20 protein-coding genes are annotated in these 24,726 nt (G+C 70.7%); 6 read left to right on the plus strand and 14 right to left on the minus strand.

Going from position 1 to position 24,726, the window contains the following annotated elements:
• Nucleotides 1-157 precede the first annotated feature (157 nt).
• Nucleotides 158-1,567 (minus strand): M1 family metallopeptidase, encoded by a 1,410-nt coding sequence (locus AB0D27_RS28785; RefSeq protein WP_362514784.1) that lies wholly within the window; start codon nt 1,565-1,567, stop codon nt 158-160.
• A 157-nt stretch (nt 1,568-1,724) separates the two neighbouring features.
• Nucleotides 1,725-2,075, minus strand: coding sequence for a PIG-L family deacetylase (locus tag AB0D27_RS28790; protein WP_362514651.1), 351 nt, complete (start codon nt 2,073-2,075; stop codon nt 1,725-1,727).
• 199 nt (nt 2,076-2,274) lie between these two features.
• On the opposite strand from AB0D27_RS28790, the gene AB0D27_RS28795 reads away from it, so the two are divergent.
• Together AB0D27_RS28795 and AB0D27_RS28800 are read left to right on the plus strand one after the other, a co-directional pair.
• The gene (locus AB0D27_RS28795; RefSeq protein ID WP_362514654.1) at nt 2,275-3,168 is read left to right on the plus strand and encodes a Gfo/Idh/MocA family oxidoreductase; all 894 of its coding nucleotides are present in this window, start codon (nt 2,275-2,277) and stop codon (nt 3,166-3,168) included.
• Between the two features lie 117 nt (nt 3,169-3,285).
• Nucleotides 3,286-4,227: an ATP-dependent DNA ligase gene (locus AB0D27_RS28800; protein WP_362514656.1), complete on the plus strand. Its 942-nt coding sequence runs from the start codon at nt 3,286-3,288 to the stop codon at nt 4,225-4,227.
• Nucleotides 4,228-4,281: 54 nt separating this feature from the next.
• Here AB0D27_RS28800 and AB0D27_RS28805 read toward each other — a convergent pair whose 3' ends face one another.
• The 4 genes from AB0D27_RS28805 to AB0D27_RS28820 all read right to left on the minus strand — a co-directional run bounded on the left by AB0D27_RS28805 (nt 4,282) and on the right by AB0D27_RS28820 (nt 7,625).
• Nucleotides 4,282-4,650 (minus strand): DUF6479 family protein, encoded by a 369-nt coding sequence (locus tag AB0D27_RS28805; RefSeq protein WP_362514659.1) that lies wholly within the window; start codon nt 4,648-4,650, stop codon nt 4,282-4,284.
• 61 nt (nt 4,651-4,711) lie between these two features.
• The gene (locus AB0D27_RS28810; protein WP_362514662.1) at nt 4,712-5,560 is read right to left on the minus strand and encodes a methyltransferase domain-containing protein; all 849 of its coding nucleotides are present in this window, start codon (nt 5,558-5,560) and stop codon (nt 4,712-4,714) included.
• 37 nt (nt 5,561-5,597) lie between these two features.
• Nucleotides 5,598-6,905 carry an MFS transporter gene (locus tag AB0D27_RS28815; RefSeq protein ID WP_362514664.1) on the minus strand — a complete coding sequence of 436 codons (1,308 nt, stop codon included), beginning with the start codon at nt 6,903-6,905 and terminating at the stop codon, nt 5,598-5,600.
• Nucleotides 6,906-7,013: 108 nt separating this feature from the next.
• Complete coding sequence (locus AB0D27_RS28820) at nt 7,014-7,625, minus strand: LysE family transporter (protein WP_362514667.1); 612 nt, start codon at nt 7,623-7,625, stop codon at nt 7,014-7,016.
• Between the two features lie 65 nt (nt 7,626-7,690).
• Between AB0D27_RS28820 and AB0D27_RS28825 the strand changes: the two genes are divergently transcribed.
• Both AB0D27_RS28825 and AB0D27_RS28830 read left to right on the plus strand, forming a co-directional pair.
• The gene (locus AB0D27_RS28825) at nt 7,691-8,602 is read left to right on the plus strand and encodes a LysR family transcriptional regulator ArgP (protein ID WP_362514670.1); all 912 of its coding nucleotides are present in this window, start codon (nt 7,691-7,693) and stop codon (nt 8,600-8,602) included.
• A 191-nt stretch (nt 8,603-8,793) separates the two neighbouring features.
• Nucleotides 8,794-11,388: a SpoIIE family protein phosphatase gene (locus AB0D27_RS28830; RefSeq protein WP_362514672.1), complete on the plus strand. Its 2,595-nt coding sequence runs from the start codon at nt 8,794-8,796 to the stop codon at nt 11,386-11,388.
• On the opposite strand, the gene AB0D27_RS28835 is transcribed toward AB0D27_RS28830, so the two are convergent.
• Nucleotides 11,358-12,344, minus strand: coding sequence for an aldo/keto reductase (locus AB0D27_RS28835; RefSeq protein WP_362514675.1), 987 nt, complete (start codon nt 12,342-12,344; stop codon nt 11,358-11,360). The two genes, AB0D27_RS28830 and AB0D27_RS28835, sit on opposite strands and share 31 nt — an antisense overlap.
• 70 nt (nt 12,345-12,414) lie before the next feature.
• Nucleotides 12,415-13,080 carry an NUDIX domain-containing protein gene (locus AB0D27_RS28840; RefSeq protein ID WP_362514678.1) on the minus strand — a complete coding sequence of 222 codons (666 nt, stop codon included), beginning with the start codon at nt 13,078-13,080 and terminating at the stop codon, nt 12,415-12,417.
• A 106-nt stretch (nt 13,081-13,186) separates the two neighbouring features.
• On the opposite strand from AB0D27_RS28840, the gene AB0D27_RS28845 reads away from it, so the two are divergent.
• Nucleotides 13,187-13,540, plus strand: a complete 354-nt coding sequence (locus AB0D27_RS28845; RefSeq protein WP_362514680.1) for a hypothetical protein — start codon at nt 13,187-13,189, stop codon at nt 13,538-13,540.
• A 22-nt stretch (nt 13,541-13,562) separates the two neighbouring features.
• On the opposite strand, the gene AB0D27_RS28850 is transcribed toward AB0D27_RS28845, so the two are convergent.
• From AB0D27_RS28850 to AB0D27_RS28865, 4 genes are all read right to left on the minus strand, one after another.
• The gene (locus AB0D27_RS28850) at nt 13,563-15,455 is read right to left on the minus strand and encodes a discoidin domain-containing protein (protein WP_362514683.1); all 1,893 of its coding nucleotides are present in this window, start codon (nt 15,453-15,455) and stop codon (nt 13,563-13,565) included.
• A 228-nt stretch (nt 15,456-15,683) separates the two neighbouring features.
• Nucleotides 15,684-16,679: a LacI family DNA-binding transcriptional regulator gene (locus AB0D27_RS28855; RefSeq protein WP_362514686.1), complete on the minus strand. Its 996-nt coding sequence runs from the start codon at nt 16,677-16,679 to the stop codon at nt 15,684-15,686.
• Nucleotides 16,680-16,868: 189 nt separating this feature from the next.
• Nucleotides 16,869-17,741, minus strand: a complete 873-nt coding sequence (locus tag AB0D27_RS28860; RefSeq protein WP_362514689.1) for a universal stress protein — start codon at nt 17,739-17,741, stop codon at nt 16,869-16,871.
• Nucleotides 17,742-17,849: 108 nt separating this feature from the next.
• The gene (locus AB0D27_RS28865) at nt 17,850-18,890 is read right to left on the minus strand and encodes a LacI family DNA-binding transcriptional regulator (protein WP_362514692.1); all 1,041 of its coding nucleotides are present in this window, start codon (nt 18,888-18,890) and stop codon (nt 17,850-17,852) included.
• 342 nt (nt 18,891-19,232) lie between these two features.
• Between AB0D27_RS28865 and AB0D27_RS28870 the strand changes: the two genes are divergently transcribed.
• Nucleotides 19,233-21,032, plus strand: coding sequence for a coagulation factor 5/8 type domain-containing protein (locus AB0D27_RS28870; protein WP_362514695.1), 1,800 nt, complete (start codon nt 19,233-19,235; stop codon nt 21,030-21,032).
• A 22-nt stretch (nt 21,033-21,054) separates the two neighbouring features.
• Here the strand turns inward: AB0D27_RS28870 and AB0D27_RS28875 are convergent, their stop codons facing one another.
• On the minus strand, nt 21,055-22,287 hold the full coding sequence (locus AB0D27_RS28875) for an SGNH/GDSL hydrolase family protein (protein WP_362514698.1): 1,233 nt from the start codon (nt 22,285-22,287) through the stop codon (nt 21,055-21,057).
• The gene (locus AB0D27_RS28880; RefSeq protein ID WP_362514701.1) at nt 22,284-24,701 is read right to left on the minus strand and encodes a glycoside hydrolase N-terminal domain-containing protein; all 2,418 of its coding nucleotides are present in this window, start codon (nt 24,699-24,701) and stop codon (nt 22,284-22,286) included. The genes AB0D27_RS28875 and AB0D27_RS28880 overlap by 4 nt, the downstream gene beginning before the upstream one ends.
• Between the last annotated feature and the right edge of the window lie 25 nt (nt 24,702-24,726).

The raw sequence follows: 24,726 nt of genomic DNA on the forward strand, positions 1-24,726 counted from the left end.
CCCGGTGCGACGGCCGTCACAGCGGTTCTCGCCCCCTCCGCCCCTGCCCGTCCCGTACCTGAGGGGCTCCGCCCCCCAGACCCCCCGTATCGCGCGTCGCGCTCGTCCTCAAACGCCGGACGGGCTGGAGATTTCCAGTTTGGGGGCGGAGCCCCGCTCACGGGGACGTCGGCTTGCCCGCTGTGTCGAGCCAGGTGTGGAAGAGGGCCGTGAGGTCCTGGCCGGACTCGCGTTCGGCGAGGTGGATGAACTGGGCCGTGGTGCCGTGTCCGTCACGATGGTCGGCGGCCCAGGTCCGCAGGATGCGGAAGAACAGGGGATCACCGACCGCGGTACGCAACTTGTGCAGGGCCATGGCACCGCGCGCGTACACGGGCGTGTCGAAGATATGCGCACCGCTCCCGGGATCGGCGGGCGGAAACGCCCACAGATCACTGCTCGCGGGACTCGCGTACAGCGAGTCGAAGGTCTTCTGCGCGCTCTTGCCCCCGTGCTGCTCGGCATAGAGCCACTCGGCGTACGTCGCGAAGCCTTCGTTGAGCCAGATGTCCTTCCATCCGGTGAGGGAGACGGAGTCTCCGAACCACTGGTGAGCGCTTTCGTGAACGAGGGTGCTCAGATCGGGCGCGGAATCGTAGACGGGCCGTGTCTGGGTCTCCAGCGCGTATCCGACCTGCGGCGCCCGGTCGACGATGGCCCCGGCGGCCCGGAAGGGGTAGGGACCGAAGACCTTGCTCTCCCAGGCCAGCACGGAAGGCAGCTTCTTGAGGACGGGCGCGGCGGCGGCCGCCTCGCGGGGGTCGACGGCGTTGTACACCTTGACCCCGTCCGGGGTGGTGTACCGCTCGACCTTGAACTTTCCGACGGTGGCCGTGGCCAGGTAGGCCGCCATCGGTTCGGACTGCCGCCAGCGGAACGTGGTGCGGCCGTGGGCGGTCCTCTGCCCGCGGAAGACACCGTTCGCGACGGCGGTGCGCCCCTTGGGGACGGTGAGCGTGAAGTCGTACGACGCTTTGTCCTTGGGGTGGCTGTTGGCGGGGAACCACGTCATGGCGCCCTGGGGCTCACCGGCCACGAACGCCCCGTCGTCGGTGGGAATCCAGCCGTCCAGGGAGCCGTCGGGGTCGGTGACCGGTTTGGGCGTGCCGGAGTAGGTGACGGTGACGCGGAACTCCTGGTCGGCGCACAGCGGGTGCCGTGGGGTGACGACGAGTTCCTGGCCGTCGCGGCTGAAGGCCGCCTTCGCGTGGTCAACAGTGATGCCCGTGACCTTCAACCCTTTGAAGTCGAGGTCGAAGCGGGTCAGCCGTTGCGTGGCCCGGGCGGTGATGACGGCCTTGCCGTCGAGGTGGCGGCGCTGCGGGTCGTAGCCGAGGGTCAGGTCGTAGTGGTGGACGTTGTAACCGCCGTTGCCCGCGAGGGGGAAGTACGGGTCTCCGGCGCCGGAGGAGCCGACGGTCCCGGCGGCCGCCGGTCCGGCCGCGACGAGCAGGGCCGCGACGGCTACGGGGACTGTCGCGACCACGGCTTGTCGACGAAGCCCAGTTGTGCGTCTTGCGGCCTGCATTGGGCGTGGCGTCACTCTCACTCCTCCGGGTCGACGATGATCACTCGCGCTCAGCCTATGAGTCTCCTGGGCGGCGAACCCCCTCAGTCAGGTCAAGTTACGCCGGGGCGTCGCGCATGCGTACCGGCGAGACCTCGCCGGCGAGTTCCGGGAAGTTTCAGCGGTTTCCGGCGTCCCGTTCCGCGTCCCGGGCGGCCGGGCCCACCGCACGGTGGTCCGCCTGGCTCGCGATGCCGCCGACCATGCGCACGCTGAACGCGCCGGTGACCACCACCTCCGGACGGTGGCGGCGCATCGCGCGCACGATGTCCCGGCGGAGCGAGAGCCCGTACTCGATGACGCCGTCGCGGTGTCCGAGGAACTCGACGGTGTCGACGCCGACTTGGAGGGCTCCGGCTCGCTCCTCCGCCTCACGCAGCGCCGGGCCCGGTCCGGGTGCAGGCCGTCGATGTCGGCTTCTCCCCGGGTCGCCGGCAGATAGCTGACCTGCTTGCCCTGTGCCGTCCACCGGGCTACGGCGTCCCGTACTCGCCGCATGATGGCGTGCGGCACATCGCCGCGGACAGAGGCGCGCCCCCACGTTCGTGCGCCGGCCCATGGGCTCCCCAAGGGCTCTGCACCCAAAGCTCTTGGTCGCGAAAGCGATCCCTCTGGTCGAAACCCCGGACATCATGGGGAAGTTCCCCGCATCGGCAGAGGAGATCCACGTGACCGCCATCTCGCACGCCTGGCCTCATCCACCGGTCAACATAGGGCTCGTCGGCGCGGGGCCCTGGGCGCGGGCCGTGCACGCGCGCGTGCTCGCCGCCGGGCCCGAGACCCGGTTGACGTCGGTGTGGGCGCGCCGCCCGGAGGCCGCACGCGAAACGGCCGCGCCGTACGGTGCCGGCGTCGCCGGGACCTTCGAGGAACTGCTCGACGGCTGTGACGCGGTCGCCTTCGCGGTTCCGCCCGCCGTACAGGCCGACTTCGCGCGGCGGGCCGCGAAGGCGGGCAAGGCCCTGCTTCTGGAGAAGCCGATCGCACTCGATCTGCCGTCGGCACAGCGCCTCGTGGACGCCGTCGACACCGCCGGCGTCGTCTCCCAGCTCGTCCTGACGAACCGATACCACCCCGTCACCCGGCAGTTCCTGAAGACCGCCCAGGGCCTCGACGTCGTAGGTGCGCGGTCCTGCTGTCTGAGCGATGCCTTTCTCGGCGGCGAGTTCGCGACCACCTGGCGCCTCGAACACGGCGCTCTTCTGGACATCGGGCCGCACATCCTCGATCTGCTGGACGCGGCCCTGGGCCCCATCGTCCGGGTGCGCGGCGCCGGGAATCCCCGCCGGTGGTTCGAGCTGACCTGCGAGCACGCGAGCGGGGCCGTGAGCCAGGCGTCGCTGTCGGGGTCGGTCGACGTCGAGCGCGGCATGACGCGGATCGAGTTGTTCGGCCGGCATCCACAGCTCGTCTTCGACAGCGCCGCACTCGACCACGAGGAGTCCTGGCCGGTGCTGCGCCGGGAGTTCGCCATGGCCGTACGAACGGGGAAGTCCGGTGAGCTCGACGCCCACCGCGGGCTGCGGCTCCAGAGCCTGATGGCCCAGGCCTTGGAGAGCTAGGCACGGCCCGCGACGGGCCGCCGAGCGACGCCGTTCAGGCGAAAGGGCCGACAACCGAGCGTGCGCACGGGGCGGTGTGTCGACAACACTGCTGTGAGACTGCCGCTGATCCCTCCCATGCTCGCCACGTCCGGCACCCTGCCGCCCGCCGGGCAGGACATGCGCTGGGCGTACGAGACGAAGCACGACGGTCAACGTGTTGTGGTCTATCTGCCCGGGGACGGAAGCGTGCTGCTGCGAGCCCGGTCCGGGGAGGACATCACCGCCGCGTATCCGGAACTGCGTGCACTGGGCGGCGCCCTCGGCACGACCCCCGCGGTCCTGGACGGTGAGGTACTGGTCCTGGACGAACAAGGTCGGGGCGACTTCCAGCTGCTGCAGTCACGGATGGGCCTCGCCCAGTCTCCGGGCAAGGCCGCTCGCCGTGCGGTGGAGGCTCCCGCGCACATCGTCCTGTTCGACGTCATGTATCTGGAGGGCGATCTGACGGGCCTGCGCTACGCCCGGCGGCGGCGCGAGTTGGAGGGGCTCGCCCTCGGCGGCCCGTTCTGGTCGACGCCGACCGCGCTCGTCGGCCACGGTGAGCTGGCCCTGCGGGCGACGCGGGAGAGCGGCCTTGAGGGGCTGGTCTGCAAGCGGCTGGACTCCGTGTACGAGGCCGGGGTGCGCTCACGCGCCTGGATCAAGATCCGCAACATGAGAACGGTGGACGTCATTGTCGGCGGCTGGCTGTCCGGCAAGGGGCGCCTGTCGGGGCTGCCCGGCGCCGTTCTCGTGGGCCAGCGGGAGGCGGGACGGCTGCGCTACGTGGGGAGCGTGGGGGCCGGCTGGAGCGAGGCAGAGCGGGCGGAACTGGCCCGGCTGCTGCATGCCGCCGAGACCGACAGCTGTCCCTTCGACAGCGTTCCGCGGGTGCCCGGAGCGCACTGGGTGGTGCCTCGGCTGGTCGGCGAGGTCCGCTACAGCACCCGTACCCGGGCGGGACTGCTGCGACAGCCGTCGTGGCTGCGCCTGCGCACCGACCTCGCTCCCGAGGACTCCGCGGCCGATCTTCCCTAGGGGCATGGCTCAGGGCATGGCTGCCCGTGGACGGCCATGCCCTGCGCGTCCTGGTCAGGTCCTGCCGGGACCGCCGCTTCCGAAGGACCCGCTGGATCCGGGGACCCAGCGCTTTCGATGCTGGTCGTCGGCGTGCTTGCTCCCCGCGGAGTGGATGTTGTACGGCATCAGCCGCTCGCTCTCGTCCACGGCGTGCGGAACCTCGTCGGGTTCCCTCATCTCCCGGATTTCGTGCACGGCGCCCGTGTCGGGCAGCTTCGGATGGTCCTCGGGAGCGGGCGGGCCCGACTCCTGATCGCGCACCTTGATGCCCAGCCGGACGGCCCAGACGAGCGCGCCGGCGATGAAGATGCCACCGACGAAGGCAGCGACCGCGTTCAGCGTCGAACTCGCTGCGATCATTTCATAGCTCGCGGTGTTCATTTTGCTCGCGTACCCCCAATACCAGGGGAGACTTGCGTGGTGCTCCGTCAGCGACGGCCCTTTAAGTGTATTCCGGTTCCGCGTTTCCGCTTCTTACCGGACGGTGGGCCACCGCTGCGAACATCGTCACGGACATGTGCAGGGCACCTCGCTCGGCGGCCTCCGTGAGCTCCGCGTACAGGCGGTCGCGCCGATCCTCCGTGGTCAGTCCGCGGCGCACGGCCGACCCGCCCAGCATGCGGATCAGGGGCCAGGCGACCGACGCGTGGTCCTGAAGCAGGGCCTGCGATCCCCGGTCGTCGATCACCAGACCAGCGGCCGACAGGCGGCCCACCAGCTTGCGTCCGGAGTAGGGGTCGGCTGCCGCGGACAGCGCTCCGGACATGAGGGCCGCGACGGTCTCCGGGTCGCCGGGGTGCAGGATCGTGGTCGCCCAGTCGGTGTCCAGCAGGGCGACCCGCCCGCCGGGGCGCAGCACGCGCGCGATCTCGGCGACTGCCTTGTCGGGTTCGACGAGGTGCTGGAGCACCCGTTCGCACCACACCACGTCGACCGAGGCGTCGGGCACGGGCAAGGTGAGCGCGTCGCCGTCCACGAAGCGGGCCCGGCTGCCGGTGTCGGCCGCCCGCTGTTCGGCCACGCTACGCAGCCCGGGGTTCGGCTCGATGCCGAGTGCCTCACCTCCGGGAGCCACGGCGGCCGCCAGGTGCCGGGTCTGCGATCCGGTGCCGGCGCCGATGTCGACCGCCCGCTCGCCGGGCCGCACGGCCAGCGCCGCATGCGCCCAGGCGCGCAGCCGTCGTACGCCGTCATTGGTGTCCTGCGCGTCCAGGGCGCCCACCAGCCTCTCGACGTTCGAGGCGGCGATGTTCCGCGCGTGGAATTGTGAAGTAGGTCGCGTGTCCCCCATGCCGGTCACTCTAGGACCACCGGGCTCGGCTCCGTCGTCAGATGGTGTAACGCCTCAGGGCCGGTGTCGCGGCGGCCAGGCCGAGGACGGCGGCGATCACCAGCAGGCCGCCGCCCGCGACGGCGGCGCGTGCCCCGAGGACCGAGCCGATCGTGCCGTGCAGGACGTCGGCGAGGCGCGGGCCGCCCACGACGACGACGGTGAACACGCCCTGCATCCTGCCGCGCATCTCGTCGGTGGCGGCGGACAGCAGGATCGCGCCGCGGAAGACCATGGAGACCATGTCGGCGACTCCGGCCGCGGCGAGGAAGGCGACCGCCACCCACAGGCTGGTGCTGAGCCCGAAGCCCGTGATGGCCGCTCCCCATGCCGCGACCGCGGCGATGACCATCAGGCCGTGTCTGCGGGCCCGGGAGAAGGTTCCCGACAACAGCCCGCCGATCACCGCGCCGATGGGGATCGCCGCGAACAGCAGACCGAGGGCGAGCCCTTCGCCATAGGGCGCGTAGGTCTGCGCGGCGAGTTGCGGGAACAGGGCGCGCGGCATGCCGAAGACCATGGCGATGATGTCGGCGAGGAAGGACAGCAGCAGCACCTTGTGCACCGAGATGTAGCGGAAACCGGCGGCGACCTCACGCCAGCCCGCCCGCTTGGCGGCCGACTCCGTCAGGGGTGGCAGCGCGGGAAGCCGGAACACTGCCCATACGGTGACGCACAGGGCGAGCGCGTCGATGAGGTAGAGGTCGGGCAGGCCGATGACGGGAATGAGGGCGCCGGCGAGCAGGGGTCCGGCGACCAGTCCGGTCTGCATGACGGTCGAGCCGAGGGCGTTGGCCGCGGGGAGTTCGTCCGCGGGCACCAGCCGGGCGATGGAGGCGTTGCGGGCGGGGGAGTTCAGCCCGAAGAACGCCTGCTGGAGGGCTAGCAGCGCCATCAGGGCGAGCACCGAGTCGAGTCCGGTGACGGCCTGTATCCAGAACAGCAGCGAGGTGACGGCTATGCCGCTGTTGGTGATGAGGAGCAGCTTGCGCCGGTCCATGCTGTCGGCGATCGCACCGCCCCACAGCGCGAAGACGACGAGGGGCAGCAGGCCGGCGAGGCTGGCGTAGCCGACCCAGGCCGAGGAGCCGGTGATGTCGTAGATCTGCTTGGGTACGGCGACGGCGGTGAGCTGGCTGCCCACCGCCGTGACGATGGTCGAGGACCACAGCCGGCGGTAGGCGGGGCGGCGCAGCGGCCGGGTGTCCATCGTCCAGCGGCGCCATCCACGCCGGTCCGGGGGCGGCGTCGCGGAATTCCCGTCCGCCACAGGGCCGCTGTCCGTACCGCTCTCACTCGTATCCACGCTCGTCCTGGTTGCTCGATACATCTTTCGGTTCAGGGATCACTATGGCCGAGCCGTGGCGACGCGCCTCCCCCGGGGACCCGGCTTGTGCGTGCGCCGTACGACGACTCAGGCGCCGGAGATCAGCGTGGCGCCCATGGTGATCATGGTCGCGGCCACCAGGCCGTCCAGCACGCGCCAGGACGAGGGCCTGGCCAGGAAGCGGCTGAGCAGCCGGGCACCGAAGCCGAGGGCGGCGAACCAGAAGAGGCTTGCCAGGGCCGCGCCGAGTCCGAAGGTCCAGCGCAGTGGGCCGCGGTCGGCCGCGATCGAGCCGAGCAGGAACACGGTGTCGAGATAGACATGCGGGTTGAGCCAGGTCAGGGCCAGGCAGGTGAGCACGGCGCGCCGCACCGAGCCCGCCGGCTCGGTCGCCGCTCGCAGGGCCGAGGGCCTCAGCACTCGGCGGCCGGCGAGGAAGCCGTACACGAGGAGGAATCCGCCGCCGAGCAGCCCGACCGCGGTGAGCGCCGCCGGCCAGGCCCCGACCGCCGCGCCCACACCGCCGACCCCGAGGGCGATGAGCGCCGCGTCGGACAGGGCGCAGATGCCCACCACAGCCAGGACCGCGTCCCGGCGGATGCCCTGGCGCAGCACGAACGCGTTCTGGGCGCCGATGGCGACGATGAGGGAGAGGCCGGTGCCGAATCCGGCGGCCATAGCGGTCAGGGCGTCTGTCATGCCTCGACGCTAGGAGGGTGATCGTCAGGAGTACAGCTAAAGATTCTTACGTATCATTAGTACTTGTGATGACGGAACTCCCGCTCGACCAGGTGCGCACCCTGCTCGCGGTGGTCGACGAGGGCACCTTCGACGCGGCTGCAGCCGCGCTGCATGTGACGCCGTCGGCGGTCAGCCAGCGCGTCAAGTCACTCGAACAGCGCACCGGCCGGGTTCTGCTGATGCGCACGAAGCCGGTGCGGCCGACGGAGTCCGGTGAGGTCGTGGTGCGTTTCGCGCGCCAGCTGGCGCGGCTGGAGCGCGACGCGCACGCCGAGCTGGGCATGACCGGCTCCGGGGAGCCGACGCGCCTGTCGATTGCGGTGAACTCCGACTCGCTGGCCACCTGGTTCCTCCTCGCGCTCACCCGCGTACCGGAGGAGTTGCGGCTCTGCTTCGAGCTGCGCCGCGAGGACCAGGACCACACGGCGGCGCTGCTGCGCGAAGGGCTGGTCATGGCGGCCGTGACCTCGTCACCGGACGCGGTCACGGGCTGCTCCGTGCGCGCCCTCGGCCGGATGCGCTACCTGGCGGTCGCGAGCCCCGGTTTCACCGAGCGGTGGCTCGGCGGCGCGCCGCTGCGTGACCTCATCGGCGGCGTGCCTCTGGTCGTCTTCGACCGCAATGACGCTCTCCAGGACGACTTCGTCCGCGTCCTCGGCGGTGCAGGCGGCGCGAGCCCCCGGCGGCACTTCATGCCCACGTCGGAGGGGTTCGTGGACGCCGTCGTGGCCGGTATGGGCTGGGGCATGGTGCCCCAGGTGCAGGCCGAACCCCTGCTGCGCGCCGGGCGGTTGGTCCATCTCGCGGCGGACCGGATCGTCGACGTGCCGCTGTTCTGGCAGCAGTGGAAACTCGACTCCCCCGCGCTCGCGGCGGTGGCCGACGCCGTGGCCGCCGTCGCCGCGGAGACTCTCGCCACCGGGTCGCGTTCCTGAATCACCGGCTCCCGGGCGGCTCCTGAACGCCGTAGGACCGGGTATCTTCGCGCTGGGCATGGCGGAGCGCTGTCGCGGGTACGCGGCGCGCGTGACGCCGTGCTCCGAGGGCGTCGAGGTGCGGCCAGGGGCCTGAAAGGCGCATTCTTGCTGTGTTACCCCCCTGGCGGCGGGCGGACGAGGGCAGACGAATGACTGGGAGCGCCGAGCGTGAGGACCAGGCGCTGGAAAGCCTGGCCGCCCTGCTCAATGGGGCCGTGGCGGACGCGATCCGCGCTGCGCGCGGCTTCGCGGGCGGCGTCTATCTGCGCTCGGGCACGCCCGGAGTGCTGAGGCTGGCCGTTCTCGCGGGATTGCCGGGAGGGCTGTTCCGCGCCTGGTGGCGCATGCATGTGGACCGGCGGTTCCCCGCCGCCGACGCCCATCGGCTCGGCGTGGAGGTGCTGCTCGCCGACGCCACGGAGACGATGCGCCGCTACCCGCAGCTCGCGGCCGGTCTGCCGTTCCAGTTCGGTTCGCTGTACGTGCCCGTCGTGGGCGGCACCACGTCCTATGGCGTCCTGACAGTGCTGCGACCCGCGGCCTCGGACGAGACCGCGGTACTACCGGACCGAGAACGGATGACGGCGGTGGCCGACGACCTCGGTGCCGCACTGGCGGAACTGGACAAGGACGGCGGACGCGTCCGCTGGGACGGCGAACCGATGTGTGTACGGCCACCGGTCGACGGTCCTTCCGCGCGAAGCGGCGGGGGGTTCACCTGGGATCCGGCCGACGGCACGGTCACGGTGGACGACGCCCTGTGGGCGCTGCTCGGCATCCGTCGCGAGGGCTTCGCCGGGACTCCGGAGGCGCTCGCCCACGCGGTGGCCCACGACCATCCGGACCTGCTGCTGTCCGCGCTGCGCGAGTCGGCGGCCGGGCATCCGCCGACCCATCCGCTGCCGGTGCGGACCGCGGACGGAGCGCTGCGTCTGCTGCAGGTGTGGACCTCGGCCGCGGCGCCCGTCCCGCCGTACCGCGTCAGCGGCGTGGTCGTCGATCCCGGCCCGGAGTCGGCGCTGGACGGAGCGGCCGATCTGCTCCCGGAGGGGGTGTTCGCGATCGACCGGCTCGGGCTGATCACCTACGCCAACCCGCGCGCCGCCGAGCTGCTCGGCAGGCCTCGGACGGAGCTGCTCGGGCGGCCACTGTGGCAGGCGGTCCCGTGGCTCGACCGGCCCGCCTACGAGGATCATCTGCGCGGGGCGCTGCTGGCGCCGGATCCAGTGCACTTCCAGGTCAGACGTCCGGGCGGGAACGGCAGCGAGACGACGCCGGGGCGCACGGGAGGCGCCTGGCTGACGCTCTCCGTCTATCCCGGTCCCGGCAGCCTCACCTGCAAGCTGGTGCCGATGGGAGGGGTCTCGGACTCCGCGCAGGCCGCCGCGTTCGACGTGAGGTCGGCGACGGCCGGAATGGGGGATGCGGAGGAGCCCGGGACCGGTGTCCCGATGACGGCGCCGCTGTACCGGCCGCTCGTCCTCGCGATCGCGCTGACCGAGGCGGTGACGGCCCGCCAGGTGTCCGAGATGGTGATGCGAGAGCTGCTGCCCGCGTTCGGCGGCCGGCGCCTCGCCATCTATCTGCTCCAGGACCGGCGCCTGTATCTGGCCTGGGAGACCGGCTTCCCGCAGGGGTTCCTCGCCCCGTTCGACGGGGTCGGTCTGGACGCCAAGCTGCCCGGGGTCGAGGCGCTCACCAGTGGCCGTCCGCTCTTCTTCGAGTCGATGCAGCAGCTGGCGGCCGCCTATCCCGGCATCGCGCTGGACGCGAAGGAAGGAAGCCGGGCGTTCCTGCCGCTGATCGCCTCGGGACGCCCGGTCGGTTCCTGCATCCTCGGCTTCGACCGTCCCCGCAGCTTCAGCACCGAGGAACGTACGGTGCTGACGGCGCTCGCCGGACTGATCGCACAGGCCCTGGAGCGTGCCCGGCGCTACGACAACGAGGCGGCCCTCGCCCGCGGGCTCCAGGAGGCCCTGCTGCCGCACCGCCTGTCGGCGCATCCCCTGGTGAAGACCGCCGGACGGTATCTGCCGGGCACGTTGGGCATGGACGTGGGCGGTGACTGGTACGACGTCGTCGAGGCCGGTGACGGACTCGCTCTGGTCATCGGCGATGTGCAGGGGCACGGCGTCCAGGCGGCGGCCACCATGGGCCAGCTGCGCAGCGCGGTACGGGCGTTCGCGCTCAGCGACCGTTCCCCGGACGAGGTGATGAGCGGCACCAACCGGCTGCTCATCGACCTCGATCCAGGGCAGTTCGCCAGCTGCTGCTACGTCCGCCTCGATCCGGTCACCGGCGTCGCCCGAGCCGCACGGGCCGGGCACCCGCAGCCCCTGCTGCGCCATCCCGACGGCCGCACCGAGGTCCTGGACCTGCCCGGCGGAGTGGTGCTCGGCGTCGATCCGCAGGCCCGCTACCCGGTCACGGAGCTGGTGCTGGAACCCGACGCCGTGCTGGCCCTGTACACGGACGGCCTGGTCGAGCGGCCCGGCACCGACATCGACGAGGGCGTCGAAGTCCTCCGCGCGACCCTGTCCCGCGCCGGCACCCCGCACGGCAAGCCCGGCAGCCCCTCCCTGTCCCGTGCGGCCGACCTGCTCACCGCGGAGGCCCGGCAGGCCGCCGAGCGCCCCGACGACATCGCGCTCCTGCTCACCACTCGCCGGTCCCCGGGCGACGGCGGCCAGGATGATTCCGCCCTCGGACCGCCTCAGTGGGCCGTGTCCAGGCGGCCTCGCTGATCCGGTGTCAGTTCCAGCTCGACCGCGGCCAGATTCTCCTCCAGTTGCGCCACCGAGGACGCCCCGGCCAGCGGAATCACCGGAAGCTCCCCGCCGATCTGCCAGGCCAGCACCACCTGGTTGAGGCTCGCCCCCGTCTCCTTCGCCACCTCCCGCAGCACGGCGAGCCGGGCCGGCGTTCCCGGGTGGTCGTAGTCGGACGCCAGCGGCTTGTCCTGCCGTACGTACGCTCCGGTCAGCAGCGGCGAGTAGGCGACCAGGGTCAGGGCGGGCTCGGCCCGCAGATAGCTGAGCAGTTCCCCCGTCGCCGCCCCGAGGCCGCCTTCCGGGAAGAGCCCGCTGGGCACGTCGGCTCGGGGCCGCAGCAGGCTGTGGTGGTACTGGAGGACCTCGTACCCTGGCAGTCCGGCCGCCGTGGCGAGAGCGCGGGCCCGTTCCACCCGCCAGATGGCGTGGTTGCTCACTCCGAGCAGGCCGACGCTGCCCTCCGCGACGAGCTCGCCGAACGCCTCCACGGTCTCCTGCGGTGCCACCGTGCGGTCCTCGATGTGCGCGTAGAGCAGATCGATCTTCTCCACACCGAGGCGGTCCCGGCTGCGCTCGGACGCCTCACGGATCACCTTGGCGGACAGCCCTTCCGGGTTGTCGATGTAGTCGGTGCCGGGGGCCAGCGGCCGGGCGCCCAGCTTGGTGGCGATGACGATCTCGTCGCCGATGCCGCGGCTGCGCCGCCAGCGTCCGAGCAGGGCCTCGCTCTGTCCGCCCTGGCCGCCGTCGGTCCAGAAGGCGTAGTTGTCGGACGTGTCGATGAAGTTCCCGCCTGCCTCGACATAGCGGTCGAGCACGGCGAAGGAGGTCTTCTCGTCGGTTCGCGAGCCGAACAGCATCGCGCCGAGCGCGAGGACGCTCACCTCACGGCGGGTTTTGGAGTCGGTGCCTATCGTGCGGTACTTCATGGGGTCCTCCCGGTCGGACCCGGGATCCCCGGGCCTGAACAGGAGTCTGGAACTTGAAGAGCACTTCAAGTCAAGCCCTCTTGAACGGGCCTTCCAGAGCGGCCCATTGCAGCAGCATGATGGTCTTCGCGTCGGCGATCTCCCCGCTGCGGATCATGTCCAGGGCGCTGCGGAAGGGCAGTTCGACGATCTCGATGTCCTCGCCCTCCTCGTCGAGTCCTCCGCCCTCGTGGGTCCGCGTGGCGGGACCGTACGAGGCGGCGTAGAAGCTCACCCGCTCGGTGACCGAGCCCGGGCTCATATAGACGTCGAAGACATGATGGACCGCGCCGACGGTGTGCCCGGTCTCCTCGATGACCTCGCGGCGCACGGCGACCTCGGGATGCTCGTCCTCGTCGTCGAGGAGTCCGCCCGGTGTCTCGGTGAGCACGCCGTCGGGATGGCCGTTGACGTAGGCGGGGTAACGGAACTGCCTGGTCAGCAGGACGGTCTCGCGCTCGGCGTCGTAGAGCAGGAGGGTGGCGCCGTTGCCGCGGTCGTGCGTCTCGCGTTCCTGTGTGCTCCAGGTGCCGTCGGCGTGCTGGAAGTCGAAGGTGGTCGTGCGCTCCACGTACCAGTGGCAGGACAGGAGTCTCACATCGCGGACCTTGACCCGGGGGTTGCCGGTCAGGTCGCGCCCCACGCGGTCGAGCCCGGTGCGGCCCCGGCGGTCCGGGGTGTCGATGCCCGCGGTCATCGTGCGCGGGCCGGCAGGCAGCGGGAGAAGTCGTTCATGTCCCCTGTCTACCATCCCGCACGAACATCGAGGCCACAGCGGGGCTTCGGCCGTCTAGGCTCACCGCATGGAACAGACGGAGATCATCCTGCGCGCCATCGGCGTGCTCACCGAGACCAACGCGATGGTGCGCAGGATCGCCCAGGATGAGGACGCCGAGGTCGAGTCGACCGAGAACCAGCTGGGCGCGCTCGTCACAGAGGTGTTCCCCAGGGTCGAGGTGCCCGGTGACGCCGGACCCGCGGAGGCCGGGCAGGCCGTCGCGGACGCCTACCTGCCCGCCACCATCTCTCTGGTGGGCGCCTTCGCGTTCCTCTTCTCCGAGCTCGCCGATCTCCACGATTCCGGACGGACCGACGTCACGACCGCCGATCTGCTGCAGGATCTCGCCCTACGGATGTCCAGGGCCGACAACTCATAGCCGACCACTCCTGGAGGTCCCTTCACTTCTTCTGCTCGACGCGCACCCAGTCGATCTCGGCCCGCACTCCCCCGGCGGCGACCTGGTCGACGCTCGACTGGGGAAGCCCCCAGTACGGCGTGGTGACCTTGTTCCAGCCCGCCGGATAGGCGCCGCCCAGGGCGAGATTGAGGATGACGTACTGGTCGTGGTCGAAGACCCATTGGCCGCGGGTGGATTCCAGTTTGTTGCGTGTCGTCTCCTGGACCAGAGCGTCATCCATGAAGAAGCGCACGGCCGTCGGTGTCCACTCCACGGCGTAGGTGTGCCACTGATCGGCACGGCCTCCCGCCGGGTAGGTCTGGCGGGCACCGATATTGCCGTCAGCCGAGTAGCCGGGGCCGTGCAGAGCCGTGCTGGTCCAGTCCGCGTAGCCGATGTTCTCCATGATGTCGGTCTCGCCGGAGGCGGGCCAGGAGACCGAGGGGTCGTCGACGTTGCTGCCGAGCAGCCAGAACGCGGGCCAGAATCCGTCCCCGACCGGCAGCTTCATCCGGGCGCTGACCCGTCCGTAGCTGAAGTCGAACTTGGTGTGGGTGTCGACGCGCCCTGAGGTGAAGTCGTAGGTCCCGCCGCCCGCCTGGGTGCAGCCCTTGCAGTACTTGGCCTTCAGGACGAGGCTGCCGTTCTGCGTGCTGACGTTGTCGGTGGAGTCGACGTAAGCCTGGGACTCCCCATTGACCGGGCCCATCTCCTGGCCAGTTCTGACGACACGCCACTTCGAGCGGTCGAGGCTCGCGGCGGTGAAGTCGTCGAAGAACGTCGTCTGATACGTCCCCGACTGATCGGCGGGCAGCGCCGGGTACGCCGCGGCTGCGCTGCCTCCCGTACCCCAGACCTGGAACTCATAGAGGGAGTAGCCGAATTGGGCCGTCGCGGGTGCGGGGTTGTAGAAGGACCGGCGTTCCTTGCCGAGCATCCGCACATAGCGCCCGGTCGTGGGCTGCGCGAGGGTGACGGTGTCGTGGCGGCCCACCGCGTCCGCGGGGGATTTCACGTCGGCGCGGCGGGCGGCGACCTCGGCGGCGGACGGCTGATAGACGGTGCGCCAGGTCGTGTTGTCGTCGGAGACCTGGAGTTGGTAGTCGACGGCGTACGCCGCCTCCCAGTACAGGTCTACGGTGTCGATGGTCGATCTCGCGCCCAGGTCGACGGAGATCCAACGGTCGGCGTTCCAGTCGCTCGACCAGCGGGTCGTGTCGCTTTTGAGGTCGGTGGGCCACCCGCCGTCGGTGGCGAACGCGGGTGAATTGCCCGCGTGCTGGTACAGGTTGGAGTAGGCCGGGTGGTTCAGGGCGAGGTTCGAGCGGGTCGTCGAGGCGGGGGCGGGTTCGCCGCCGTAGACCTTGAAGGCGTACAGCGAGTAGCCGTACGGCGTGGCTCGTTCGATGCCGCGCAGCCGCACATAGCGGCCGGTGACTTCCTGCGGGTAGGTGTGGGCGGTGACCGATCCTCCGGATCCGGCGGTCTCGGTGAAGAAGGGCGTCCAGTCGGTGCCGTTCTTGGACACCTCCAGGACGTATCGCTTGCCGTAGGCGGCCTCCCAGTCCAGGACGACCCGGTCGATGCGTAGCGAGGTGCCGAGGTCGACGCGTATCCAGGCGTCGTCGGCGAACTGGCTCGACCAGCGTGTCGAGGCATTGCCGTCGAAGGCGAGGCCCGGCGTGGTGCCGGCGTTCTCGCTTCCAGAGGCGGTGACGGCGCCGGGGTTCGCCGTATAGGCGGTCGCGGCCCGGTCGGTGTCCCAGGTCGCGTCGGCGGCGGCCGCGACGTGGTCCGGCACGGGGGCCGCGAAGGTGGGTCCGGCCGGCAGCAGCGCAAAGGCGGACAGGGTGGCGAGGGCGATCATCAACGTGCGGGGCGTACGGGATGGCATGCGGCTCTCCTAGGGGAGGTTGGGGGTGCCGGGGCCGTGCTGACGTACGGGGTGCAGAGGCGCTGATGTACGGGGTGCGGAGGTACGGGGTGCGGGGTGCGGACGTGCGGGTTCGGTGGCGCGGGTTCGGTGGCGCGGTGACGTGAGGTGCTCCGGCGTCGGCGTGCCCGGTTCCGGCGGTGTGCTGCCCGGCGGGTGGGCCGAGTACGTACGGTGCTCGCAGCGCGGCTAGCGGGCCGGGGTCGACCGGCGCGCGATCACGCGGGTGGGAAGGACGACGGGGGCGAGCGGCGACTCCTCGCCCGCCAGGCGGGCCAGAAGCATGCGGGCGGCCGTCTCCCCCATCTCCCGCATGGGCTGGCGGACGGTGCTCAGGGACGGCTCGGTGTGCCGGGCTACCGGGATGTCGTCGAAGCCGATGACCGCGACGTCGTCCGGCACCCGGATCCCGGCCTCCCGCAGGGCAGCCAGGACGCCCACCGCGGCGAGGTCGTTGTGCGCGAAGACCGCGTCGAACTCCCGCCCGTCGGCGAGCAGTCGACGCACCACCTCCCGCCCGTCGGTCTCGGTGAAATCGCCCTCGACGACCAGCTCGAGCGCCACGCCGTGCTCGGCGCAGACGGCGCGGAATCCCGCGAGCCGGTCGCGTACACAGCCGAACCGCGAGGGCCCGGTGAGCACCAGCGGCCTGCGCCGGCCGGCGGCCAGGAGGTGGCGGGCCGCGGCCGCGCCGCCCTCGGTGTTGGCGGCCGTGACGGACGGGAACTCCGGGTGGTGTCCCCGGTCGTCGACCAGGACGACGGGCAGGCCTTCGCGGTGCAGCGCGGTCAACATGTCGAGGGTGTTCTCGGGCTCCACGACGAGCAGCCCGTCGAACGCGCGCGCCGACACCTGGCCGGTGAAGCGTGCGACGGACTCGGCGCCCCGGTTGCAGGTGAACAGCAGCAGACCGAAGTCGGCGGCTTCCACCGTGTCGACGACGCCCTGCAGTACCTCGCCCATCCATGGCCAGGTCAGCGAGGGCACCAGCATGCCCACCGTCCGGCTGCTGCCACGGGCCAGCCCGACGGCACCCGAACTGGGTACAAAGCCCATACGGTCGATGACCTCGCGGACCCGGGCGGCCGTCGACGCGTCGACCTCTCCACGGGTGTTCAGCACCCGCGACACGGTCGTCTTGCTCACGCCGGCCGCCTGGGCCACATCGGCGATGGTCACGGCCACAACTGCCTCCCGGCACACGGGGATCGCGGCTTCGCGCCGCAACCGGTACCGGTACCGGAACCGGTTCCGGCGCTGGGCGGGGAGTCAACCGGACTGCTTTGGTGCCGTCAATACTTCACACCGAGATTACCGGGATCCGCCGCCAACACCGGCCCAGCCTTCGGGACTTGAACGCGAGGGCAGCCTCGCTCAGGAGTGCGGAACCACCGCCACCGGACAGGGCGCGTGGTGCATCACCGCATGGGCCACCGAACCGATGCGCGGGCCCACCACCGACCGCTGGGCCCGGCGGCCGACGACCATCAGCTGGGCACGGTCGGCCAACGACAGCAGTACCTGCCCGGCGCTGCCCATCTCGACGTGCTGGGTGACGGGCACACCGGGGTACCGCTCGAGCCATGGCCGGAGCGCCTCGGCGAGCGCCTTCTTCTCGTACGGCTCCAGGCCTCCGGCCTCGTCCAGCAGCTTCAGCGAGCCCGGGCTGTAGGCGAACACCGGCGGCAGACTCCACGCCCGTACGACGCGCACCGCGGCGCCGCGTGCCGTCGCGGTCTCGAACGCGAACCGGAGGTCGGCCGCGCTGTCGTCCGGACCGCCCTGCTGGCCCACGACGATCTCCCGGCCCCCCGCTTCGGCCTCTGCGCGGTCATCGGCGCGTACCAGCACGACCGGGCAGGGCGCCTCGGCGATCACCTGCTGTCCGACGGAACCGAGCAGGAAGCCGACGATCGTGCCGTGTCCCCGCGATCCGAGAACCAACGTCCCGCTCTCCGCCACCGCGGCGAGCAGCGAGTCGACGGCGGCGCCGTCCAAGATCTCGGCGGTGACCGGCAGACCGGTGTGCCGGTCCGCGACCGTGCGGGCCGCGTCCTGCACCAAGCCACGTGCCCAGCCTGCCTGTTCGTCCCGGTCACCGCCGCCGATCAGTTCGTGGGGCGCCCACTGCCAGGCGTACACCACACGCAGGGGCAGCCCGCGGCGGACGGCCTCCCGGGCCGCCCAGGCCAGTGCGGCCCGGCTCTCGGGGGATCCGTCCACGCCCACGGTGATCGAGTCGGTCATGCGCCTGCCTCTCCGTCCCCGGCTCGCCTGTCCCGCCGGTCCCTCGCCCCTGTCGACCGGACCAGTGTCCGGCACCGTCGCCCTCGACCCGCGCAGCGCCCGGCGCGGTTACGCCGACTCGCGCACCACGAGTTCCGGATCGAAGATGACCGAGGTGGGCTCGGTGCGTGCGCCCCGGATGTGCTCGTCGAGGAGCCGGGCCATCACCGACGCCATCTCCTCGACGGGCTGCCGCACCGTGGTCAGCGTGGGACGGCCGGCTGTCGCCGCGCTGGAGTCGTCGAAGCCGACGATCGCGACGTCGTCCGGCACCCGCCTGCCCCGCTCCCGCAGCACTTGGCATGCCCCCCGGGCCATCAGGTCGTTCGCCGCGAACACCCCGTCCACGTCCGGGTGGTCGGCGAGCAGCCCGGACATCGCGGCCATACCGCTGTCGAGCGTGAAACCGCCCTCGGCGACCGGCACGTACGGGTGCCCCCGGCGCGCCATCGTGTCGCGGAACCCGGCGAGGCGGTCCTGGCTCGCGGACACACCCAGCGGCCCGGTGACGGTGACGATCCGCCGGCATCCCCGGTCCAACAGATGCTCGGCAGCCATGCGTGCGCCGTCCCGGTGTGCCAGGTCGACATAGCTGAGCGACACCGGCCGTGACGGGCGGGCGAACAGCACGGCGGGCACACCGGCGTCGGCGAGCAGGGCGGGCAGCGGATCATCGGCGTGGGTGGAGACGACGAGCGCGCCGTCCGCGCTGCCCTGCCGCAGATCGTTCAGCGCCTGCTGCCGGGTCTGCACGGAATCGGCGAACATCAGCAGCGGATGCATCGAGCGGGGACGCAGGTATCCCACCACACCGGTGACGACCCGGCCGAAGAACGGGTCCGCCAACACCCTTGCCGTGAAGGCGTTCTGCTCCTCCTCGTCCACATCGCCCGCGCCGGAGACGATCAGCGCGACCGTCTCCGTCCGCCGGGTCACCAGTGATCTGGCAGCCCGGTTGGGCGCGTATCCGGTCCGCTCGATGGCCCGGCGCACTATCTCCCGCAGGGCGGGATCGACGCTGCGGACGCCGTTGATGACCCGGGACACGGTGGCACGCGAGACGCCGGCCTCCCGCGCGACGTCCTCCAGCGTGGGGGCCTGTCTGCTCATGCCCCGCACCCTAACGGGCCAGCGCTCCAAGGGCATAGAGCGCTCTCCCGCCACGGACCTTCGACGCCTGCCGAAAGAGCCGAAAGTGGCGGGCACAGGGACCGTCGCTCGCTTGTGAGCACCTTTTGAACGCAATCCGGGGCGGTCGCTCGGGCTGGGCTGCCCCCAGACATCCACGAACTACCCCAAAACAGCCGCCAGTTGGCAGTTCAGTGGGCAACAAAATACGGGACTCCTGTGACAACTCTTGACGCTGTGTTCACGCGGATGAAGCATGCATCGGCAAGAGAGCGCTCCCCGCACCTCCCACCGTTCACTTCCTGAACCAGGAGAGTCGCCCCCATGCCTCGTATCCCCACAGATGGCCCGGACTTGGGCCGGTCCCCACTGGCCAGACGGTCCGTTCTCGGAGCGGTGGCCGCCACCGCCGCAGCGCCCGCACTGCTCGGCCTGTCCTCACCGGCATCCGCCGCACCCGTCAAGAAGCCGCAAGCCCTGCCCGGTGGCGGCGATCTCGGCCCGAACGTCATCGTCTTCGACCCCTCGACCCCAGGCATCCAGGCCAAACTGGACGAGGTCTTCCGACAGCAGGAGTCGGCCCAGTTCGGCACGGGCCGCTACGCGCTGCTGTTCAAACCGGGCACCTACAACGGGCTCAACGCCCAACTCGGCTTCTACACCTCGATCGCGGGTCTCGGTCTGTCTCCGGACGACACGACGATCAACGGTGATGTGACCGTGGACGCCGGCTGGTTCAACGGCAACGCGACCCAGAACTTCTGGCGTTCGGCGGAGAACCTAGCCCTCAACCCCGTCAACGGCACCAACCGGTGGGCGGTCGCCCAGGCCGCCCCCTTCCGCCGGATGCACGTCAAGGGCGGCCTCAACCTCTCCCCCACCGGCTACGGCTGGGCCAGCGGCGGCTACATCGCCGACAGCCGTATCGAGGGCTCGGTCGGACCGTACTCGCAGCAGCAGTGGTACACCCGCGACAGCTCGGTGGGCGGCTGGCTCAACGCCGTCTGGAACATGGTGTTCTCCGGCGTCCAGGGCGCACCCGCGCAGTCCTTCCCCAACCCGCCCTACACCACCCTCGACACCACTCCGGTGTCCCGAGAGAAGCCGTTCCTGTACCTGAGCGGCAGCGAGTACCGGGTCTTCCTGCCCGAGAAGCGCACCAACGCGCGCGGCACCACCTGGGGCAGCGGGACGCCGCGCGGCTCGTCCCTGCCGCTCAGCCAGTTCTACGTGGCCAAGCCCGGTGTCACCGCCGCCACCCTGAACGCCGCGCTCACCCAGGGCCTCCACCTGCTGCTCACACCTGGGATCTACCACCTCGACCAGCCGATCCAGGTCAACCGGGCGGGCACCGTGGTCCTTGGCCTCGGCTACGCCACCCTGATCCCGGACAACGGCGTCACCGCGCTCAGGACGGCCGACGTCGACGGCGTCCGGCTGGCCGGATTCCTGATCGACGCCGGCTCGGTCAACTCCTCCACCCTGCTGGAGGTCGGACCCACCGGGGCCTCGGCGAATCACTCCGCCAACCCGACCACCGTGCAGGACGTCTTCATCCGCATCGGCGGCGCGGGCGCCGGCAAGGCCACCACCAGCATGGTGATCAACAGCCGCAACACCATCATCGACCACACCTGGGTCTGGCGCGCCGACCACGGCACCGGCGTCGGCTGGGAGACCAACCGGGCCGACTACGGCATCCGCGTCAACGGCGACGACGTCCTGGCCACCGGTCTGTTCGTCGAGCACTTCAACAAGTACGACGTCCAGTGGTACGGCCAGCGCGGCCGCACCATCTTCTTCCAGAACGAGAAGGCGTACGACGCGCCGAACCAGGCCGCCATCCAGAACGGCACCGTCAAGGGGTACGCGGCCTACAAGGTCGCCGACTCCGTGACCACGCACGAGGGATGGGGCCTGGGCAGCTACTGCTACTACAACGTCGATCCGACGATCGTCCAGCACAACGGATTCGCCGCGCCGAACACCCCGGGCGTGAAGTTCCACGACCTGCTGGTCGTCTCGCTGGGCGGCCAAGGTCAGTACGAACACGTCATCAACGAGACGGGAGCACCGACTTCGGGAACCTCGACGGTACCGTCCACCGTGGTCTCGTACCCCTGACCGCCCCGCGCGGAGCCTGCCGTCAGCAGGACGTCAGGCTCCCGAGGTCCACCGCGTCGGCCATCGCCTGCATCCCCTTGTCGTTGGGGTGCAGGTGATCGCCGCCGTCGAAGAACGGAAGGATCAGCTGTGGGTCGTACGGATTCCTCGTGATCTTGTCGAAATCGGTCACGGCGTCGAGCGCGCCGCTGTTCCTGATCCAGTCGTTGACGCCCTGGCGCACGGCCTCGGAGGCGGCGTCGTACTCGTACCACCCCTTGAACGGCATGACGGTCGCGCCGACGACACACTTGCCCGCCGCGTGCGCCCGGTCGATGATCCGCTGATAGCCGGCGATCATGTCGTCCACCGTGACGCCCGTGTGGGCCTTGATGTCGTTGATGCCTTCGAAGAGGAACACCGTGCTGACCCCGGGCTGCGAGAGCACATCGCGCTGCAGTCTGTTCAGCGCTGCCTCGCCGGCGCCGTCCGCGAGCACCTTGTTGCCGGAGATCCCCTCGTTCGCCACACCCTTCACGGTGAGGCCGGACGCGGCCTGGAGTCGCCGGGAGAGATAGTCGGGCCAGCGGCGGTTCTCGTCCGTGGTCGAGGCCCATCCGTCGGTGATGGAGTCGCCGAGGGTCACCACTGAGCCGACCGCCGCGGATGTCTCCACGTCGACGGCGTCCAGCCAGTACCAGGAGCCCATGGGATCAGTCCAGTTGGCCGCGCCCTCCTCGGCGGCGTGGTTGCCCGCGGTCGCGTAGTTGGTCTGCATGGCCATGCCGTGACCGGTCGTCGGCCCCTGGGCGCCCGTCACGTACAGGCTGATGACCAGATTGCTCTGGGCGGCCAGCTTCCCGGGCAGCGGATCGCTGAGCACGGTCTCGCCGGCCGGGACGGTGACGGAGGCGGTCCCGCCGAAGGACAGCTGACGGTTGGAGCCGTGGACCAGTTCCGCGCCCTGTTTCTGCAGCCCGGCGTACGCGCTCGCGAAGGTCACCGGGTGGTCGCCGAAGGCGTTGGACAGCCGGATCCGCATGTTCGTACCGCCGACGCTGGTGCGGACGATGAGCCGGTAGCTGCGGTCGGCGGGTCCGGCACCCTGCCGGTCGGCGCTGGCACCCCAGGTGACCACGGAGTGCTTGGACTGCGCCTGCGACGTCCCTTGTGTCTGCGCGTGCGCCGCCGAGGTGGCGGTCAGCGGTGCGCAGACGGCCATGATCAGCGCGGAGACGACCCCCACCGCGCGGCGCACGTACCGGGCGGCGCTCATCCGAGGTCCCGCAGCGTGACGGACTCACCGGGCTTGAGGCTGATCTTGCGTGCGGCGCCGCCCGCGACGACGGTCGTGTCGCGGCCGCCGACGCTCGTCAGGGTCGCCCGAGTGACCTTGCCGTTCTTCCAGCCGATATCGGCGACGAAGCCGCCTCGGACGCCCACGCCGGACACCGAGCCGGATGCCGCCCAGGCGGCGGGCAGCGCGGGCAGCAGCTCGACGTGTCCGGGGCGGGAGTAGACCAGCATCTCGATGATCGCGGCTGGGGTGCCGAAGTTCGCGTCGATCTGGAAGATGCCGCGGCCCGTCTCCACCTCGTAGATGTCGAAGAGGTTCATCGCGCTGCCGTTGCTGCCGTTGGACGACGGCTTCAGGTTGTTGACGATCAGCTGGTAGGCCTTCTCCGCGTTCTTCAGCCTCGCCCAGCACAGGCTGCGCCAGGCGTTGGCCCAGCCGAAGCTGTTCATGCCGCGCGCGGTGAGCAGGGCCGTCGCACCCTCGACAATGTCCTTCGGGGTGGAGTCGTCCGGACGGATCCGGTCGCCGGGGAAGAGGCCGATGAGCGGGGAGAGGTGGCGGTGCGTGGTCTCGCCGAGGTTGTCCGGCGACATCCACTCCTCCAGCCAGCCGGTCTTGGGGCTGACCACGGGCAGGTACAGGCGCCCCCGCAGACCGTCGACGGTCCTGCTGTAGGCGGCGTCCCTCGCGAGCACCTCGGTCGCGGTATGGAAGTTGCCGAAGAGGTTCCAGACCAGTTCCTGGGCGTAGGTGATGCCCTTGGCGTCGAGCGGGCCCTGCTCGGGCGACCAGTCGCTGTCGGCGATCAGGACCTCGCGCGAGGCCCCGGACGCGTCGGTGACGGTCGTGGTGATGAGGCGCGCCTCCCAGAACTCCACGGCGCCCTTGATGAGGGGGTAGATCTTCTTGAGGTACGCGCGGTCCTGGGTGTACTCGTAGTGCTCGAAGAGGCTCTGGCAGAGCCAGGCGTTGCCCGCCGGGTGCCACCACCAGCCGCCCCCGCCGTAGGGGTTGGTGGAGATGGCCACGGTCCAGCCGGCGATCCTGCCGCTGGAATTGCGGTACCTGTTGGACGAGTCGTTGAACAGCCGGTGGGTTACGTCGGTCCAGGACGGCAGCTGCGCGAGGCAGTAGTCCGTGAGGGCGTCGAAGCAGTCGGACAGCCCCGCCCGGTCGGCCATCCAGTAGTTCATCTGGATGTTGATGTCGGTGTGGTAGTCGGCCATCCAGTCCGGGTCGTTCCCGTCCAGCCACGGCCCCTGCAGGCCCATCGGCAGGCTGCCCCGCGATCCGGAGATCATGAGATAGCGGCCGAACTGGAGGTAGGCGGCCTCGAGTTCCGGGTCGGGGACGTCGTCACGGTGGCGCGCCCGCACCCGCTCCCAGGTGTCCAGTTCGCGCTGCGCGGCCGACGACGGGCCGAGATTGACGTCCAGTTGCCCGAACACGGCCCGGAAGTCGGCGACATGCGTGTGCAGCAGGGTGCTCGCCGAGTGGCCGGCCGCGTCCAGGACCTTGGTCCTGGCGAGGCGCTCCGGGTTCACGGCAGGGTCGCGGAACTCGGCGGCCGCGTCGGGCGCGTAGTTGGTGCCGCCACTGACGACGACGGTGAGGTCCTTGCAGCCGCTGAAGGAGATCGACGTACCGTCGACCCGGACCCTGCCGGTGCTGCTGTACGCGGTGACGGCGGCGCCGTACTTCAGGCCATTGGCGAAGGAGGCGCCGAACGACGCGTAGCGCCCGGAGCTGTTGGCGGTGGTGGACTCGCCGTGGGTGCCGGCGAGGGAGACGGTGCCGGTGTAGGAGCCGCCGCCCTGCTGGGAGAAGTACAGGACGATGGCGTCGTCGGGGCGGCTGGCGAAGATCTGCCGCCGGTAGGTGACGCCGGAGATGTCGTAGGAGGTGCTGACCAGGCCCTGCGCCAGGTCGAGGGTGCGGCGGTAGTTGTTGACGTTGCCCAGGTCGTGGTCGGGGAGGGCGACGGTGAGCTTGGCCAGCAGGGTGAGGGAGCCGAAGTCGTCGCGGCCGTAGGGGAACTGGCCGTCGCTCTGCAGCTTGTCGTTGAGACCGCCGGTCCACAGGGTGGCGTCGGTGATCATCAGAAGCTCGCTGGAGGGGTCGTTGCTCGCGAGCGCCCCGAGGCGCCCGTTCCCGATCGGCAGTCCCTGCTCGATCATCGAGTGGGAGGAGCCGGGAGCCTGCCACCACAGCTGGTTCTTCGCGGCGTCGGCCGCGGACAGCATGGGCGACTCGGTGGGGCGCAGGGGGGCCGCCGAGGCGGTGAAGGCGGGCAGAGCGCCGAGTGCGGTGGCCGCACCGGCAGCGGCGGCGAGAGCGAGGAAGCCTCTGCGGCTGGGCGTGTTGTCGCGTGATGCGTTGTGCTGGTTGTCCACGGTCGTGCACTCCATATCCGGGGAA

It is taken from the genome of Streptomyces sp. NPDC048415, from assembly GCF_040651675.1.
In the GTDB taxonomy this organism is placed as follows: Bacteria; Actinomycetota; Actinomycetes; order Streptomycetales; family Streptomycetaceae; genus Streptomyces.